18 protein-coding genes and 4 pseudogenes are annotated in these 15090 nt (G+C 68.9%); 7 read left to right on the forward strand and 15 right to left on the reverse strand.

Features of this window, described 5'->3' with window-relative positions:
• Window positions 1-614 precede the first annotated feature (614 nt).
• The 3 genes and pseudogenes from KUM38_RS20125 to KUM38_RS20135 all read left to right on the forward strand — a co-directional run.
• Window positions 615-1220, forward strand: a pseudogene (locus KUM38_RS20125) (IS6 family transposase); the annotation flags it as partial.
• A 454-nt stretch (window positions 1221-1674) separates the two neighbouring features.
• Window positions 1675-1938, forward strand: coding sequence for a hypothetical protein (locus KUM38_RS20130; RefSeq protein ID WP_217130792.1), 264 nt, complete (start codon window positions 1675-1677; stop codon window positions 1936-1938).
• 610 nt (window positions 1939-2548) lie between these two features.
• Window positions 2549-3823: a bifunctional class I SAM-dependent methyltransferase/NUDIX hydrolase gene (locus tag KUM38_RS20135; RefSeq protein WP_254397484.1), complete on the forward strand. Its 1275-nt coding sequence runs from the start codon at window positions 2549-2551 to the stop codon at window positions 3821-3823.
• Window positions 3824-4024: 201 nt separating this feature from the next.
• Here the strand turns inward: KUM38_RS20135 and KUM38_RS20140 are convergent, their stop codons facing one another.
• Genes KUM38_RS20140 through KUM38_RS20150 form a run of 3 tightly spaced genes read right to left on the reverse strand, consistent with a single transcriptional unit; the run spans window position 4025 to window position 5948 of the window.
• The gene (locus KUM38_RS20140; protein WP_217130793.1) at window positions 4025-4849 is read right to left on the reverse strand and encodes a hypothetical protein; all 825 of its coding nucleotides are present in this window, start codon (window positions 4847-4849) and stop codon (window positions 4025-4027) included.
• Window positions 4846-5745, reverse strand: a complete 900-nt coding sequence (locus KUM38_RS20145) for a sigma-70 family RNA polymerase sigma factor (RefSeq protein ID WP_308408999.1) — start codon at window positions 5743-5745, stop codon at window positions 4846-4848. The genes KUM38_RS20140 and KUM38_RS20145 overlap by 4 nt, the downstream gene beginning before the upstream one ends.
• Complete coding sequence (locus tag KUM38_RS20150; RefSeq protein WP_217130794.1) at window positions 5742-5948, reverse strand: hypothetical protein; 207 nt, start codon at window positions 5946-5948, stop codon at window positions 5742-5744. Before KUM38_RS20150 ends, KUM38_RS20145 begins: the two co-directional genes overlap by 4 nt.
• A gap of 772 nt (window positions 5949-6720) precedes the next feature.
• Between KUM38_RS20150 and KUM38_RS20155 the strand changes: the two genes are divergently transcribed.
• The gene (locus KUM38_RS20155; RefSeq protein ID WP_254397485.1) at window positions 6721-7104 is read left to right on the forward strand and encodes a peptidase inhibitor family I36 protein; all 384 of its coding nucleotides are present in this window, start codon (window positions 6721-6723) and stop codon (window positions 7102-7104) included.
• Between the two features lie 284 nt (window positions 7105-7388).
• On the opposite strand, the gene KUM38_RS20160 is transcribed toward KUM38_RS20155, so the two are convergent.
• Both KUM38_RS20160 and KUM38_RS20165 read right to left on the reverse strand, forming a co-directional pair.
• The gene (locus KUM38_RS20160) at window positions 7389-7886 is read right to left on the reverse strand and encodes a lamin tail domain-containing protein (protein ID WP_217130795.1); all 498 of its coding nucleotides are present in this window, start codon (window positions 7884-7886) and stop codon (window positions 7389-7391) included.
• 248 nt (window positions 7887-8134) lie between these two features.
• Window positions 8135-8851 carry a hypothetical protein gene (locus KUM38_RS20165; RefSeq protein WP_254397486.1) on the reverse strand — a complete coding sequence of 239 codons (717 nt, stop codon included), beginning with the start codon at window positions 8849-8851 and terminating at the stop codon, window positions 8135-8137.
• Between the two features lie 540 nt (window positions 8852-9391).
• Between KUM38_RS20165 and KUM38_RS20170 the strand changes: the two genes are divergently transcribed.
• Entirely contained in the window at window positions 9392-9544 is a 153-nt protein-coding gene (locus KUM38_RS20170; protein WP_217130796.1) for a hypothetical protein, read from the forward strand.
• A gap of 135 nt (window positions 9545-9679) precedes the next feature.
• Here KUM38_RS20170 and KUM38_RS20175 read toward each other — a convergent pair whose 3' ends face one another.
• The 5 genes from KUM38_RS20175 to KUM38_RS20195 form a co-directional block, all read right to left on the reverse strand.
• Window positions 9680-10057, reverse strand: a complete 378-nt coding sequence (locus tag KUM38_RS20175; RefSeq protein ID WP_217130797.1) for a fic family toxin-antitoxin system, toxin component — start codon at window positions 10055-10057, stop codon at window positions 9680-9682.
• Window positions 10057-10302: a hypothetical protein gene (locus KUM38_RS20180; RefSeq protein WP_217130798.1), complete on the reverse strand. Its 246-nt coding sequence runs from the start codon at window positions 10300-10302 to the stop codon at window positions 10057-10059. Before KUM38_RS20180 ends, KUM38_RS20175 begins: the two co-directional genes overlap by 1 nt.
• 141 nt (window positions 10303-10443) lie before the next feature.
• The gene (locus tag KUM38_RS20185; RefSeq protein ID WP_217130799.1) at window positions 10444-10629 is read right to left on the reverse strand and encodes a hypothetical protein; all 186 of its coding nucleotides are present in this window, start codon (window positions 10627-10629) and stop codon (window positions 10444-10446) included.
• Window positions 10630-10679: 50 nt separating this feature from the next.
• Window positions 10680-11051, reverse strand: coding sequence for a hypothetical protein (locus tag KUM38_RS20190; protein WP_217130800.1), 372 nt, complete (start codon window positions 11049-11051; stop codon window positions 10680-10682).
• Window positions 11018-11743 carry a helix-turn-helix domain-containing protein gene (locus KUM38_RS20195; RefSeq protein ID WP_217130801.1) on the reverse strand — a complete coding sequence of 242 codons (726 nt, stop codon included), beginning with the start codon at window positions 11741-11743 and terminating at the stop codon, window positions 11018-11020. Before KUM38_RS20195 ends, KUM38_RS20190 begins: the two co-directional genes overlap by 34 nt.
• 129 nt (window positions 11744-11872) lie before the next feature.
• Here KUM38_RS20195 and KUM38_RS20200 point away from each other — a divergent pair, with 129 nt between their 5' ends.
• Complete coding sequence (locus KUM38_RS20200; protein WP_217130802.1) at window positions 11873-12289, forward strand: hypothetical protein; 417 nt, start codon at window positions 11873-11875, stop codon at window positions 12287-12289.
• 207 nt (window positions 12290-12496) lie between these two features.
• On the opposite strand, the pseudogene KUM38_RS20205 reads toward KUM38_RS20200, so the two are convergent.
• From KUM38_RS20205 to KUM38_RS20225, 5 genes and pseudogenes are all read right to left on the reverse strand, one after another.
• A pseudogene (locus KUM38_RS20205) lies at window positions 12497-12952 on the reverse strand (DUF4291 domain-containing protein); the annotation flags it as partial.
• A 63-nt stretch (window positions 12953-13015) separates the two neighbouring features.
• Window positions 13016-13324: a hypothetical protein gene (locus tag KUM38_RS20210; RefSeq protein ID WP_217130804.1), complete on the reverse strand. Its 309-nt coding sequence runs from the start codon at window positions 13322-13324 to the stop codon at window positions 13016-13018.
• Between the two features lie 126 nt (window positions 13325-13450).
• The gene (locus KUM38_RS20215) at window positions 13451-13852 is read right to left on the reverse strand and encodes a hypothetical protein (protein WP_217130805.1); all 402 of its coding nucleotides are present in this window, start codon (window positions 13850-13852) and stop codon (window positions 13451-13453) included.
• A gap of 12 nt (window positions 13853-13864) precedes the next feature.
• Window positions 13865-14524 carry a hypothetical protein gene (locus KUM38_RS20220; protein WP_217130806.1) on the reverse strand — a complete coding sequence of 220 codons (660 nt, stop codon included), beginning with the start codon at window positions 14522-14524 and terminating at the stop codon, window positions 13865-13867.
• A gap of 90 nt (window positions 14525-14614) precedes the next feature.
• Window positions 14615-14806 (reverse strand): annotated as a pseudogene (locus KUM38_RS20225) (DUF4291 family protein); the annotation flags it as partial.
• 167 nt (window positions 14807-14973) lie between these two features.
• Between KUM38_RS20225 and KUM38_RS41960 the strand changes: the two are divergent.
• Window positions 14974-15090 (forward strand): annotated as a pseudogene (locus KUM38_RS41960) (IS6 family transposase); the annotation flags it as partial.

Raw genomic sequence — 15090 nt, forward strand, 5'->3', positions numbered from 1 at the left:
AGCGGATACAAGACGTCGGCATGCCTCCCTCAACCCGAGCGAAACCATTCCTGACCAGCAGAAATCAAGGGATCACGTTCGGTTGAGATACGGCTTCTAAAGGGGGCTCGCTTCCACTCGCAGCGGTGAGACAGTCGACGCGCGGGCAGGGTGCGGTTTACCAGTACAAGGTTGTGCAAGAGCCAGAACCTGATCCATGCGGTCGGCCTAGGCTTTCCCACCGTGTACTTCGCGTTCATGGACGACAGCTCGCGTAAGCGAAAGGACGTCCCGAGGGGGGTCTCGGGGCCCTCCACGCCTACGGGTCAGTGATCTTTTCCCGGGAGTCGCTTCAGCCCTACCGCGAGCAGCTCGCCCGGCTGCGGCAGGAGCTGGGCGTTCCGGCCGGTACGGAGTTCAAGTGGTCACCGGACGGGGGGCCTCTTCACAGGAAGTGGACTGATCTGCATACCGCTCGGGTGCGGATGCTGGAAGCAGCCATCGAGCTTGAAGTGTGGGCTTGCATTGTCGTATGTGCACCTGAGCTGATGCCGGGGTGGTCCAAGACGGGCGCTGTCACGTTGGCTGAGCGGGTGGGATGATCTCCGGGTTGATCGTGGTGGAGGGGGTCGTCCGTGGAGGTCACGTCGCCGTCGTGCAAGGGGCACCGGTACCCGGTCGAGGTGATCTCCCACTGCGTGTGGCTGTACTTCCGCTTCCCGTTGTCCTACCGCGAGGTCGAGGAACTGATGCTCGAGCGCGGCGTGATCGTCTCGTACGAGACCGTGCGACGGTGGTGTCGGAAGTTCGGGCGGGCCTACGCGAACGGGCTTCGCCGCAGGCGTCCCCGGCCCGGCGACACATGGCATCTCGACGAAGTCTTCATCAAGATCAACGGCGAGCAGAAGTATCTGTGGCGGGCTGTGGACCGGGACGGCAACGTCCTCGACATCCTCGTGCAGAACCGCCGCGACAAGGCCGCGGCCAGACGGTTCCTCCGCAGGCTGATGACGAAGACCCGGGCAGTGCCGAGGGTGATCGTCACCGACAAGCTCCGCTCCTGCAGCGCCGCCCACCGCGAGGTCATGCCCTGCGTCGAGCACCGCTCGCACAAAGGACTGAACAACCGGGCCGAGAACAGCCACCAGCCGACGAGGCAACGCGAACGGGTGATGAAGGGCTTCCGCTCCGTGGGCGGGGCGCAGAGGTTCCTGTCCGCGTTCAGTGGCATCTCACCTCTTCGTCTCGGTCGTGAAGGCCACCCATCCCCCGCCGGGTAAGGGATCCATGCGCCCCCACAGCCCTTCGCCCTGGTTGCGGCCGGTCCGCTCGATCGCGTCGGGATTGTCCAGGGGTAGCCGTTCGTCGTTGATGAACGGCAGCCCCGGAACCGGGTGATCGGTACGCAGCCCATTGGCGACCGGACGAATCCCACTCATAGCGCCCCCTGTGATACGGCCTCCCAGCGCCCCGGACACCCAAGCCCGGGCACGCCCCCCTTCCATCCCTGCAACACGGCAGGAACCTCCAAACCCTCATGCCCGGACCGACTCTCACCGCGCACTGAGCAAACCGTGCAGGCTGCGTCCGGAATCACGGACGGAGTCGCCGTACATCGCGCTCAGCCTCGACGGGCCGACGCTGGCGCTGGCGTGGGACGAGAACGCGGACCAGACCCTCGTTGAGCCCGGTGACATGCTGATCATCGTCACCCCCGCCCAGGAGCAGGCCCGCGTGCTCTGGAGCGGCCTCGCGGCCGAGACGCTCTGCGTCGGCACCCGCGATCCCATGGTGCGCGATGCCGCCCAGTGGCGTGGCTCCCGCTCCGACCGCCCCTGCGCGTTCCTGGCCTGCTTCCCGTACCCGGACGACAGCCCGGCCGACGAGGACATCGTCCGCTGCCGGACTTTCCTCCACTCCCTATCGGATGACACTTCCAGAACGCAGCGTGATCGATAACCAGATCAGGACCCCATCAGGTGAGGGCACTCTGGCGATCCCCGGGCCCAGCCGCTACGTCCCCTTGCCGGAGAAACTGAGGGGGATACGGTGAGTGGGTCAGGCACGCTACGAGCGCTGCGGATCACGATGTGGGTGCTGATCGTTGTCGCCGTCCCGCTGCACCTGGTGTGGCCGGTCCAGGTCTCCTACCGGACCGGGCACCGGCTTCCCGAGGGCGACACCAACCGGTGGTGCGGGTGGGGGCGCGACGCTGTGGGATGCCCGGCAGGGGACAGCACACGGCCCTGGCCCGCCACACCGCCAGTTCCCGCCCCTCGGCCGGCGGTCCATCACGGGCGGAGCGGGCTCGCCCAGAGTAGTGGTGATCACCGCAGACGCTCGCCGGGCTAGGGTCTGTTCTCCATGACCGACCACCATCTGTACAGCACCAGCACCCATACCGCCGGAAAGCTGGCCCGGTTCGTCGGTGACCGCCAAGTGCTCAGGCACGTTGGAGAGCAGGGGGTTGGATCGGCGCTCGGCAGCAGACCGGAGACGGGACGGTGCCCGATGACGGGTGGGACGACGTGATGAAGCGGCTCGGCGACGAGTCCGGGGAGGGGACGTGATGACGGCACCCGACGCATCCGGTACGGCCGATGCCGAGCAGGTCAATGCCGCGATGTGGCACGCCTACGGGGCGCATCACCTCAGCCGGGCCACGCCCCTGCCCGAGGTGGACGAGATCGCCTGGGGTCCGGCGGGAACGGGGCCGGGGGACGCTGTCCTCGGTGACCTGGCGGGTCTGCGGGTGCTCGACCTGGGCTGTGGCCCGGGCCGGCACGCCGCCCACCTGGTCCGTACCCATCACGCCGCCGTGGACGCCGTCGACCTCTCACCGACTCAGATCGAGCGCGCACGAGCGCGCTACGGCGACCTGCCGGGCCTGCGGTTGATCCAGGCCGACGCCGTCGGGTATCTGCGCGCTTCGGCACCGTATGACGTGATCTACTCCCTGTCCGCCGTCCACTTCATCGACCCGCACCGACTGCTGCCCGCCCTGGCGGCGGCCCTCCGGCCCGGCGGACGGCTGTACTTCACCGTGCTGCACACCAACTCGTCCGGCAACGGCCCTTCTTCGGAGGTGGAGTCCCGTCCGGAGATCCTGCGTCTGGCCGGCGGCGGCGAACTGACCGGGCACATGTGGGTGCTCACCACAAAGCTGTGGACGGACCTGCTCGCGCAGTACGGGCTGCGTGCCGAGGAGGTCACCGTGCTGGACGCGCCCGAGGAGGGCAACCAGGCCTCCTACCGGCTCTTCCAGGTCCGCAGGCCGGCCCGGATCACCTCTCGTCCCCGCACCGCCCGGCCGCCCGTCGCACACGCGGCGGCCGGGGTCGGCGCGGTGCTGGTGGGACCGCGCGGTCTGCTGCTCGGCCGCCACCGGCGGGGGACCGTCGAGCTGCCCGGCGGCACGGTGGAGCCGGGCGAGTCGCTGGAGGAGGCGGTCGTGCGCGAACTGGCCGAGGAGACCGGCCTGCACGCGGACCCGGCCGACGTGCGCCTGCTGGGCATGCTCCTGGACCAGGTTGGCGGCGTCGTCCGGATCACGTTCGGCGCGCTTGTCACACAGTGGAGCGGCGAGCCCGCCGACCAGCCGGGCGAGCGGGTCGGCGACTGGAGGTGGTGGCCGCTGGACGCGCTGCCGTCGGGCCTGTTCGAGTGCAGCGCCCAGATCCTCACCGCCTGGCGCCCCGACCTGCCCATCGACCATCCGCCCGCCCGCTTCACCCCCTTTACCGAGCCGCACGGCACCGGTCAGGACACTCTCGGTCAGGTCGGGAAGGTGCAGCCTTACCCTGCAGCAGCGGAGACGGCCGTGCCGTATCCCCCGACTCTCTAGACTCCCCAGCAATGATCTCCAGGACCGGGTCGCCGTGCATGAACACGCATCTACAGCCGGGCTCTGCCCCAACCGTCTGGACGCAGAGGCCGTACAACTGGGGGTGCGGCCGCGCCGTACCAGGTGTTGGCGGTCCCCGGACTCGCGTGGGCTCCTGGGCTGCGGGCCGCTCCCGGCAGACGGCGCGGCCCGCAGCTGTGCTCAGCGTTTGGCGGTGCCCATTTGTTCGGGAACTGTCTGCAGGTACGTCCGTTCGACAGACTCGGTGGTGGTGGACGCCTCGTGGTGGCCTGCAGCGGGAGGCTTGGGCCGTCTCTGCCAGGTGTGGGGGCGGTCTGTCGCGGCAAGCAGGCGGTTGATGCGGCGGGCGAATTCGTCGCCGGGCAGGGGAAGCTCGGTGTCGGGCTCGCGGAGGTAGCCGGCCGTGACGGCGGCGGGGATGTAGGCCATGAGTTTGCTGACCGCGGCGGGCCGTGACCGCACGGTCTGCTTGGCGAGGTGGCGCAGGATGCGCATGAACTGGGTGGTGGAGGCGCTGGTGATCCGGTGGTCTGCGGGATTCCAGGTGCTGCCGTCGTCCCAGGCCGGGGGCTCGGGCGGGGGCTGGACGTCGTCGGTCTGCCGGTGCCACCACTCGGCCGTGTTCCGCTCTCCCAGTGAGAGGTGGTGCAGGTAGAGGCAGTAGGCGGCGGCGGCCTGTCCGGCGCCGGCGGCGTACTGCCACCAAAAGCGTGCGCCCTCGTCGGTGTCGGTCAGTTGCAGGATGCAGGCGAGGACCAGGGCGCTGCGTGGTTCGGGAACTTGGTCGGTGACGAACTTGGTGACGGTGGCGGGTGGGGTGTGCAGGACGAGGGTTTCGCACAGGGCGTGCAGGTCCTGGGCGGCTGTGTTGGGCGTGTTGTCCTGGGCGGGAGTGCCGGTGGGGCGTGTGCCTGCTGCGGTCGAGGCGGGTTTGGGGGTTTCACGGGGGACGGTGCGTTCGCGGGCGAGCAGTGCTCTGGAGAGGAGCTCTTCGATGCGGGTCACGGGGTCTTTCCTTCGGTCGAGGGCGGCGGGCACAGGACGCTCTCCAAAAAGCGGGTGGCGTGGCGTTCGTCGGAGCGGACGGTGGCCAGTGAGGCTCCCACCAGCGCTGAGACGGCCTCGGGGGCGAAGCCGCACAGGCGGCGCAGCACCATGACGTCGAACTGGCGGCCGGGCAGGTGGCTGATCGCGGTGAACAGCTCCATGAGCTCGGGGATCTGGTCCATGAAGTCGGCCGGGTCGGCGAGGGAGCGCAGGGCGACGGTGTCGAAGGCGGCCGTGCCCAGTTCGGGCCGGCCGTCGCGGTGCGGGGTGCGGGCCATGACGGTGGCCCGCAGGACGTTCCAGGCGAAGCGGCGGGTGTCGTGGCTGGCGAGGGCGTCGTTCCAGGACAGCCAGAGGATGTCGAAGGTGTCCGAGACGGCGGTGTCGCGCTGGTCGTCGTCGAGGAAGACCTGGGCGTACAGGAGGTAGTCGCCCTCCATCAACTCGCGGAAGGCGCGGTAGTCCAAGGGCGGGGCCGTGTGCGTGGCCGTCAGGATGGCGGTGCGCTCCGTGCTGCGTTCGACCCACTCTCCGCTCCGGTGGGCCTCGAACGCCGCCTGCCGCCACAGTCGGTACAGGGGCCAGTTCGGCATGCCCAGCTCGGCCGCGATCAGGAAGACGACCTCCCAGCGCGGGTACAGGCCCACGCCGCGCAGCAGTTCGGAGAGCTTGGACTTCGCGAAGCTGATCCGACTGCTGAGGCCGTTCAAGGTCAGGCCGCTGGCCAGGTAGATCTCGCGCATCGGTTCCAGCCAGGCGCGGTGGGTACTGCTGACGTTGTCTGCGATGGGACCGAGTTTGCGGCCGGGCCGCGGTCTGTCGGGGGGCACCGACGGGTCGGTGGGCGTCGTCACGGGGCGTCGTCCTCCTTGTCCGCCGCCTCCACGGGGCGGGGTGCGCCGTGGGTGCGGGCGGTGTGGACGATCTGCTGCACGGTGACGGCGAGAGCCGGGGCCAGCGCGGCGGCCGCTGCCGTCTGGCCGGCCGCCACCATCACCCCGCTCCACGTGAAGACCGTCATCGTGACGGTGAGGATCACTATCTGCTTCGGTTCCATCCCCTGGTCTCTCCTTTGAGCCGGTGGGTGTCGGGCCCTGCTGTCCCGGCGGCTCATCCGGACGCCGCCGGGTCCCCGGACAGGCGGGTGCCGAGGCCACCGGTCCGGGGAGGGCAACCAGCATGGAACGACGGGCAGTTGCTACGCCACGTGATCAAGGAATCACGGAACAATAGCGATCATCGAGGCCGCCGGCGGCCGTAGGAGCATCGGCGGCCAAGGAAGGCAAGTCGGCGCGCTGGCGGGTGGAAGTTCCCGGTTCTCCTTGCAATTGCACGCCAAAGAGACGTCAATAGAACATGACGCCGTTGGTGTCGGCCTTCCATCCGGAAGGGCCCGTCCCCGTGCCGAAACAATGGGGGAAGCGGGCATCCACTCTCGCCTGGCCGGCCATAGAGGCCAGGCGAGAGCACAACGGTCCCCACACAGGGAACACGACGACCGTAGACGACGGCACTGACACTCCCCCGGACGTCGCCCGCGCACAGAGCCGAGCCGCAACGGTCATGAACACCCGGGCAGTCGGCCGCTACCTCACCTCATCAACGACCAGGACGACGTCGGTTCGGGAGCCCGCGAAGCCGGAACTCCTCCAGGTGCACTGCGGCCCGGCCGTCCGTAACGCCAACGCTGACGGCGGTGACGGCGATGACGGCGATGACGGCGGTGACGAAACCGGCCGTACAGTCTCCTCCAGAGGAGTGAACCCCGGTCCATTCAGCCCGATCCACACCCATCAGCCAGTATCTGTAGTGCCGTGATCAAAAACCTGATGCGTGCCACGGCCGTCGCCGCCCTGACCGTCCTGCCGATGACCGCTCCGGCGTCTGCTTCCACCGAGACCGGCCCGGCACGGGCCGGGATCGACTGCCCGTCCGGCTATGTGTGTATCTACCCCGAGATCAACTTCGGCGGGCAGCCCTGGGTGCGGCGTGCCTCGGACGGCAGCGTGAAGGACCTGCCCTCCGCGATCCGTGACCGCGGCAGCTCGATCCGCAACAACTCCGACCGCACCGCCCGCGTGTACGAAAAACGCAACCACTCCGGCCGCTGGGTGTGCGTCACCCGCAGCGGCGGCTCCATCCACGACCTGCGCGGCTACAACCTCAACGACCAGACCCGCTCCCTGAAAATCAACCGCAACGACTGCGGCTGAACACTTCAGCGACCGCACCGGAAGGGTGCGTTCCTGCGCCGGTCCCGCCGAGCGTCGGCCTGACGTCCCTCAGCACCGACACATGCGAGGGCGGCGCGTACCCTGCGCGGGTACGCGCCGCCCTCGCGCTCCACTCCCCAGCGGTCAGCCCTCTACCCGCAACCGGACCGCTCCTGCGGTCCGGGCCGGGCACGGAAACTCACCCAGTCATGCGCGCTCTACGCGGTCGGTGCGGGGCCGTTTCGGCAGGAAGGTCAGGCAGGTCGGCTCATGGGATGCGGGCTTCAACCGTGGTAGCCGATGTAGCCGTTGCCGTCCCGGTCGTGGTCACGCTTGGTGTAGGAGTGCACGTCCGCGCGGCCACCGGAGGGCTTGTACAGATAGATGGTGTCCTTGTCGTTGTTCCACAGGAAGTTGCAGTTGTTGCGGTAGACCACGTTGCCCGCGTCGGAGTCGGTGCCGTGGCCGCCGCGCAGCTTGATGAAGTCGCCAGGCTGCAGGTAGTGGCTGGCGGTGAAGGTGAAGCGGTTACCGGCGGCGTCCTTGACGACGTAACCCTTGAGATTGACCGTCGCCGAGGACGAGTAGTTCTTGACCGTCAGGTACTCCTCGTCGGTGTTGCCCGTGGAGCAGCTGTTGGAATCCCGGCCGGGGGCGTCGTACTGGACGCCGCGGACCTTCACAGCGGAGCTGTACTCGGCGGCCTGAGCCGACACGGCAGGAATCAGGGCGGCCAGGGCGCTCGCGGTAACGGCGGCGGCCAGGACGGAACGGATACGCAAGAGAGTGCTCCCCCTACAGGTGAACGAATGCTGCTGCAGGGAAAGGAGCGGCCATGGGGCTGTTCTGGTTGCGCAGTGAACGACCTGTCACCCGTTCGGGTGTCCTCATGGGTCTCCGCTTGGTCCGTACCCACCAGTGTCCGGTCTGGCTGAGTCTTGACCGCTCGCCGTCGCCCGGCTGGCCGCGGGCCGGGCTGGGGACGGCCCAGGCGACCCGGTACCCAGTCCGGGCTCCGGTGACCGTTCGGTCAGGGGCGGGCGGGGGCGGCGCCGAAGAGGGGGTCGAGCGGATCGCCCTCATTGCCGACGACGAGACAGGCCTCGGCCACCGGTCCCCGAGACAGATCCACAAGACGGGCCAGAACGGTCGCCTCGGAGGACAGCTGGGCCCGGTCGAGACCGAGTGCCCGGGCCGCACGGTCGCGTCGTTCGCCGATGTCGGGCATGTCCTGCCGGTACTCGTCGGCGACTGCCTGGAGTTCCTCGGCCGTCCGGCCGGCAGCGTCCCGCCACCACGGTGCCACGAGACACAACCGCACCAACTCCTGCAACCCGACCGCGAGCGGGCCGGCCACGCCGTCCAGGCTCACATACACCACCGGGCGTTCTTCGCCGCCCTCGCCGACGAAACAGAGGGCGTCCCCCGAGCCCGCCCGCGCGAACTGCTCCAGCCGGGCCCCGGAGGCAAGCCGGACCCCGTTCTCCAGCGCCTGGCAGGACGGATCCGTCGCATCCAGATCCGCGACTGCGGCAAAGAACGCGACGACCTCCTCGTCACTTCCCAAAAAGGGCAGCAAGGCCCCCGGCACGCCGGGGCGGACGGGTGCGCCAGGTCCGGCCGGTGCGTTCGGTCCGTTCACCCGGCCACCGTATCCCCGGCCCTCGACACCGGCCGGGACAACCAGCAAGAACTGTCCACGGATCAACCCAGCCGGGAGCCACCGGCACGAAACGACCCAGGTCATCCGCTGACCCTTTCGGAGTCCGCCCTCGCCCGCCAGAACATGCGTCCCTGGTGTCCCCGGGCCGGGTGCCGGTGCTCAGGGAAACCCCGGCCGGGGCACCACCGAGCGGCGGCCTGCTTTTCGGCACCGGCCATGAAGGCCTGGTCCGCCACCACGGGGGGAGTGACGGACCAGGCCCGAGGACACGGTGCCATAACCGCCCTCGGCACGTCCGGTCTGCAAGGGAAGTCGCCGCAGAAAGGCGTGATTGTCGTCGTCCCGGTCTCCAGCAGCCCGGTGGGCAGCCGCCTTGCGGAGCCCGGACTTACGGGCCGGGGCGGTGGCGAGGTGGCTGGGCTGTGTGGGTCTTCGCCGTGCGCGGGCCGCGGCAACCAGTGCCATGTCGTCGATGGTCGTGTGCCGGGGGCTATCAGCAGCCGGCTGTCTCCCTGCAGGCTCCACGCTGGGTAGGTGAGGGGCAGGTGGCTGCCCGCACCGTGGTCGAGCATCCAGTCCTCACACGCATACCGGGTGACCGGCCCGGCAGAAAGAGTGCATGAGATGCCCAGGACCACTCAGTTGCGTACGTACACCGTCCGCGACGGGCTGCAGGCGGTGCACCGCCGCTGGCCGGGTTCGGTCAGGTTCTCGGGCACCTCGCGGATGCCGCCGGGCACGCTGATGCCGGGCTCCCCGCATGCGACCGGGTGGTAGTCGCAGTCACCGTCGCACGACGCGAGATCGGCCGGTACATGCCAGAAGATCTCCAGGGGGCCGAGGGGCCGTCCGGGCGTACGCGTTCGGCGGTCGCGAGCATGGTCCGCCTCTCGTGAGTCTGCCAGGCGGGTTTCAGGTGGCGGTGGGCCAGCTGCGCAGCAGGACGGCGATCTTCCCGGCGGTGCAGGCCGGGTCCAGGAGCAGGTCCTTGAGGGCGAGGGCATCCTCGCGGGCGGGTTTGACGGTGATCCCGGCGGCCTCGAGGTACATGACGCCGGTGGCGGCGGCGACGGCCATGTTGGAACGCTCCAGCCAGCGGCAGCGGCCCAGCGTGTGCACCAGGGCGGCGGCCTTGGCGTAGGGGCCGTCGTAGACGGGCTGCTCGAACAGTTCAGCCCGGTGACGAGCAACCGCCGAGACCGGGACGCCGTAGTCATCGGGGGCCGGGTCGTTCACCCCGGCGGCCTCGGCGACCTGCAGGATCCAGGGAACGTCGATGTGCAGATCCATCAGGCCGCGCGCGCTCCCCGAGCCGTCTCCGTTTGCTGGGCGTCTTCGGCTTCGTCGAAGATCGCCTGGTGTTCGGCCAGGAAGCGGGCGGCGGCGTCCACCGCGCGGGCACGCAGGCCGCTGGCATCGTCCTGCACCAGCCGGGCGAGGTAGTCCCCGATGCTCAGTCCCAGGTCGGCGGCGCGCTTCCTCGCAAGTTCCGCGACGTCCTCATCCACGCGTGCGCCCAGTTGTGTCTTCGCCATACCCGCATGGTAACAGCTGTTACCGTTTCTGAGGTGGTGTCGTCGAGGGCTCGGTGGGCGCTGGCGTGAGGGGCCTTCGGGCGCCAGACGGGCACCGGGCCGGCGAGGGGACGGCATGGCCTGTTCTGCGGGCCTGAGCCCTTACGGGACGGTGGGAGGGGTCTTCGGCTCGAAAACGTTCCGCGGCATGCTCGGCTGGGAGGCGGGCGCCCGGTGCAGTACCTGGGCCAGGTGGCGGTGTATGCGGTCGGCTTCGCCGCGCACCTGGGCGGGGACGTCGCCGCGTTCAGTGATGAGGCGGCTGTAGATGGGGGTCTCCTGGAACACGGCGGGGCTGCTTTCTGTCAGAGGTGACTGGGCGCGGGCTCGGTGCTGCTCTACGGCTCGAGGCCGAACTGGTTCATCAGGTCGGCGAACGCCTCCTGCGTGCTCTCCTGGAGCGTGTGGTCTCCACCGGTGGGCTGGATCGTGTGGGGACGGCGGGCATCTGCGGGGATGTCGGGGAAGCCCGGGTGGTGCATGACGACGGGGACCAGCGGTGTGCTCTTCGAGGCGGTGGCGGTGATGGTGGCCTTGAGCAGCAGGTTGCTGTCGAGCCGGAGATAGCGGGCCAGTTCGGAGGCGAGAACGCCGAGGTCACGGCAGCACGCTCCGGCGTAGTCCTGGTGGACCAGCAGGCCGAAGGGGGCGGGTTCGTCGCCACGGAGGTTGTTTCTCAGGGATTGCCAGGACAGGTTGGCGGCCAGCACGACGGTCCCCTCGTGGTGGAGCTCGGTGTAGATCTCGTCCACCGCCCTGGGGCATCGTGCTCAGCACCCAGCGGCGCAAGCCGGGGCGCGGATTGTTCATGACGATCTGCAGAGCGGCCAGGGGGCCGGGAGCCGTGCAGCTGCCGGGCATCTGGTCGGCGCGGGCGCGGGCTTCTGTGACGACGATGCTCGCGCCCGGGCGGGTGAGGCGGGGAGCGGTGCGCGGCAGGGGGCGACGGCGGCCTGCTGGTCCTTGTCGCGGGCGGCGGTGCCGTAGACGAGGTGGGGGCCATGGGGCTGGCCGGGACGTCGGCGACCAGGACGCTGCGGGCGCCGTCGGGCGAGTGAAGGGGTATGAAGGTAAGGCCGGACAGGTAGGGCTGGACGTGGTTGCGGATCCACTGTGCGTACTGCTCGATGTTCACCTCGCCGTGGTCGATGCCGACCAGCTCGCACGTGGTGTCCCGCACGCCGAAGATGATCAGGCCGCCACGGGTGTTGGCCATCGCGGCGACGTCCTTGGCCAGCTCGTTCCAGCGTCCCTCGCGCGGCGGCTGGGGAAGGTGCTCCTGCCAGTCCAGATCGTCGGACTCGGCCAGCCGGTCGGCCGCGGCCTTCGCGACCATGTCGAAGGTGAGCGGGCCGGGCGGCACGCCGAGGTGCTCGTGCAGTCGTGTCCAGGAACGGGCCATGCCCGGCAGCCTATGAGTGGCCACTGACAAAACGGGGGCCGTTCCGGGATGTGGCTCCAGCGCGTCAGCCAGCTCGTCGACCCCACCTAAGCATTGCGCTCAACACAATCTTTTGCGATTATCGCAAACATGCATCCGATTGAAGAACTGGCCGCCCTGCGCCATCCGTTGCCCGAGCCGGGCACCGTCATCCCCGAGGACTGCTACGCCGACGCCTGCGAGCAGATCCTCGAGCAGCGCGAGAGGGACGCCCTCCACCTGGAGGCCGCAAGCGACGACCAGCAGGTCGACCCGCTTCTGCTCGCGCTCGAGGACCTGAAGACACAGAAGGAGGCCGTCGACGCCCAGATCCGCCAACTGCTGGCCTACGGAAGGGAGTTCCACGGCAGCCGCCCCTACGGGCTGGAAGACCTCGCCCGCCGCGCCGGATACAGCTTCTCCGGGGTGCGCACCGCCTACGGCGAGACGGAGATCCGGCAGGTCGCCGCGCAGATCGGCCGGGAGCCGAACCGGCCGCGCCGCGACACCGTCAAAGGCAACCGGTAAACGCGGCAGACGGCGCGGCGCGCGGACCGCGACGGGCATGGGGCGCGGGTGAAGACACACCACCGCGTTCAGCCGCCGCTTCTATCGCGCAGCGGGGCGCCCAGCCTGTCGTCGCCCGCCGGCGTCCGTGGACAGGCACCATACGAGGCGGAGCCCGTCCGAGGCCCTTCGCACGCTGCCCGGACGGGCCACCAGCCTCCCCGATAGCCGGTACATCACAGACAGCGTCTCATCGTCCACGGGGTAGGGGCGTTCACGCGGTAGGAGTTGCCGGGCGAGGTCCAGCTCTGCGTCTCGTACGTGGGCGTGGATCGTGCGGGCCAGCGGTGTGACGTCGGTGATGAAGACGATCCACTCGTCGGCGTAAAGATGTGCGGCTTCGCCGGTGAGGCCGAGCTGGAGCGATCGGTGGGGAAGCGGCTGGAGGTGCAGGTCGCGTTCAGGGGCCCACTGCACCCGGGCGGGAGCTTGCCTCAACCGGGGGTTCCACGTGGTGCGGTCGGTGTGGAGTCCGTGCTCGTAGTGGGACAGGCGGGCGTATCGCAGTGCCCACTCGAAGCCTTCCCGGGTGATCTCGACGGCGAGGGCGCTCTCCTGGCCTTCCTTGCTGCCCCACCCGCAGCGGTACATCATCCACAGGAACGACGGCTTGATCCACGTCAAGCCGTGTTCACGAGCCCTTTCCGCCAGAGATCCATCACCACTCGGACAGAAACGCCGCTCCCTTCAGAGCAGGCTCTCGTCCCAGACCGTCCAGCCCGTACCCAGCTCACGGCGCAGAGTGTCCAGGGCCGCGTGCGCCCGCTGCTTGAAGGCCTGCCGCTCCTCGTCCGACCACGGCGAGGGGTCCGGCGGATACTTCCAGTCGATCGACGACTGATACCACTCGGACAACTTCGCCAGTTCCTCTCGGATGGCCGGGCTGATCGGCAGCCTGTCCAGTTCACAGGGGTAGCCGTACGGGCTGTCCACGTCCTCCGGCCACAGCGGGGTGTCTACGCCCGCCTCGAAGAAGAATCGCAGGTAGTGGGTCATGCGGCATCCTCTCAGGCGTCCGTGGGTACAGCGCGGGCGGGACCCCTGTCCTGTCGACGGCTGATCATCATGCCCCACCAACTGGACCCGCGAGAAGGGAGATCGCCCGCAGGGGCTTTTCGTGCGTCAGGGCGCGTAGTAGGCGGCGTGCACTTCGACGGAGAAGCCCTCGAAGTCGCCGGCTGCCTCACAGAGGTTCAGTCGTCGCAGCGCCGCGTCGGCTTCGGGTGAGCGCTGTTCCGACAGATACGCCTTGGTCCTGGGCAGTCCGCCTCCGCACGGCAACTGGATGCCGATCGAGCAGTCGGCGTCCATACTGGCGGTCTTGGCCTGCCAGATGAGCAGCACGTCGTCGGGACTCCCGGCGTTGAACAACTGCACGCAGCACAGTCTCATCAGCTCCGTGTCCCCGTCGCCCTGTGCGCACTTCTCCAGCCGGGCGCGCGCGGTAAGCAGACTCCGGACCTCCTCGAGGTCCACCCCGACGGGGTACAGACCGTATCGGCGCAGGCTCTCGTCCTCGTCCATCGCCGTCCTTTCTCACTGGGAGCGGACACGGGTTGCCGTTCCCCGTGTCCACAGGGAGAGGTCGCTGCTCGTCGCCACGGCGATGGTGCGTCCGGAAGGCGAGAAGCCGGCTGTGCGGAATGTGGAGTAGTGCGAGTGGAAGATGTGCCACCACCGCTCTCCGTGCGGACCGGCATGGGGCAGCCCGCCGTCGCCGGACAGCAGCACACGGTCGTTCGGCCAAGCCGGGGTGACGACCTCCAGGGTCCAGCCGTCCTCGGTGGTGGTGTGAAGCCCTCCTCCGAAGAGCCCCGCGATGCGTACGCGACTCCCGGCGATCGGCCCCAGCCCCGGGCAGGACAGGTCGGCAACCGCGTCGGGGGTGCTGTCCTCGGGGTCGGGGTCACGGTCCCTGGCGATCTTCTCCCCGGTGACGGCGTCGAAGAGACCATGTCCGTCGTGGGAGACGACCATCACCAGATCGTGTCCGCTGTCGGGATGCGTCGCGAAGCCGATCCCGAGCAGTCCGCCGACAGGAACGCCGTAGGTGTACTCGAAGACGGGCTGCCAGGGTTCAGGAGCGGGCACCACGGGGGCCGCGAGAAGCCGGTTCCGCATCGCCTGCTGGTACGCCGAGAGCCCGGGCTCACGCTCCGGCTGTTCGACCGGAGCCGCCTTCTTCGTCCACTTCATCACGGCTCCATGATCCACATTCCGGCAGGCTTGCCCAACGGAGTTGATGCAGCCCGGCGCTCAAGCACGGGCCCTTGCAGTCTGTGAACGCGGCTTGATGACCCACGTCATCCGGTCCCGCTGCCACACCGCCGGGAAACGGCCGTCCCGGGCCGCCGCCAGACCGATCGCCGACGAGTACGCCTGGTAGACGGTGATTGTGCGGTCCGTGTGCAGGGCTCGGATCTGGTGCTTGGGTTCTGTCACTGGATCAGGGTGATCAGACGTCTTCGCGCGCGCCATCGAATTATCGCGGCGGGAGGCCACCGAGTCTGCGGTGGCGGATGAGGGTGCAGGCGATGCTCGTGAAGGCAAGGAAGCAGTCGGCCTGGCACTGTCACGTTGGCTGACCGGTGGGATGATCTTCGGGTTGATCAACCTGGGAAGGGTCGTCCGTGAGGAGCGCGTCGCTGTCGTACAAGGGGCACTGGTACCCGGTCGAGGTCATCTCCCACTGTGTGTGGCTGTACTTCCGTTTCCCGCTGTCGTTCCGCGAGGTCGAGGAGCTGATGCTCGAGCGCGGGATC

The sequence above is a fragment of the Streptomyces sp. AC558_RSS880 genome (genome assembly GCF_019049255.1).
In the GTDB taxonomy this organism is placed as follows: Bacteria; Actinomycetota; Actinomycetes; order Streptomycetales; family Streptomycetaceae; genus Streptomyces.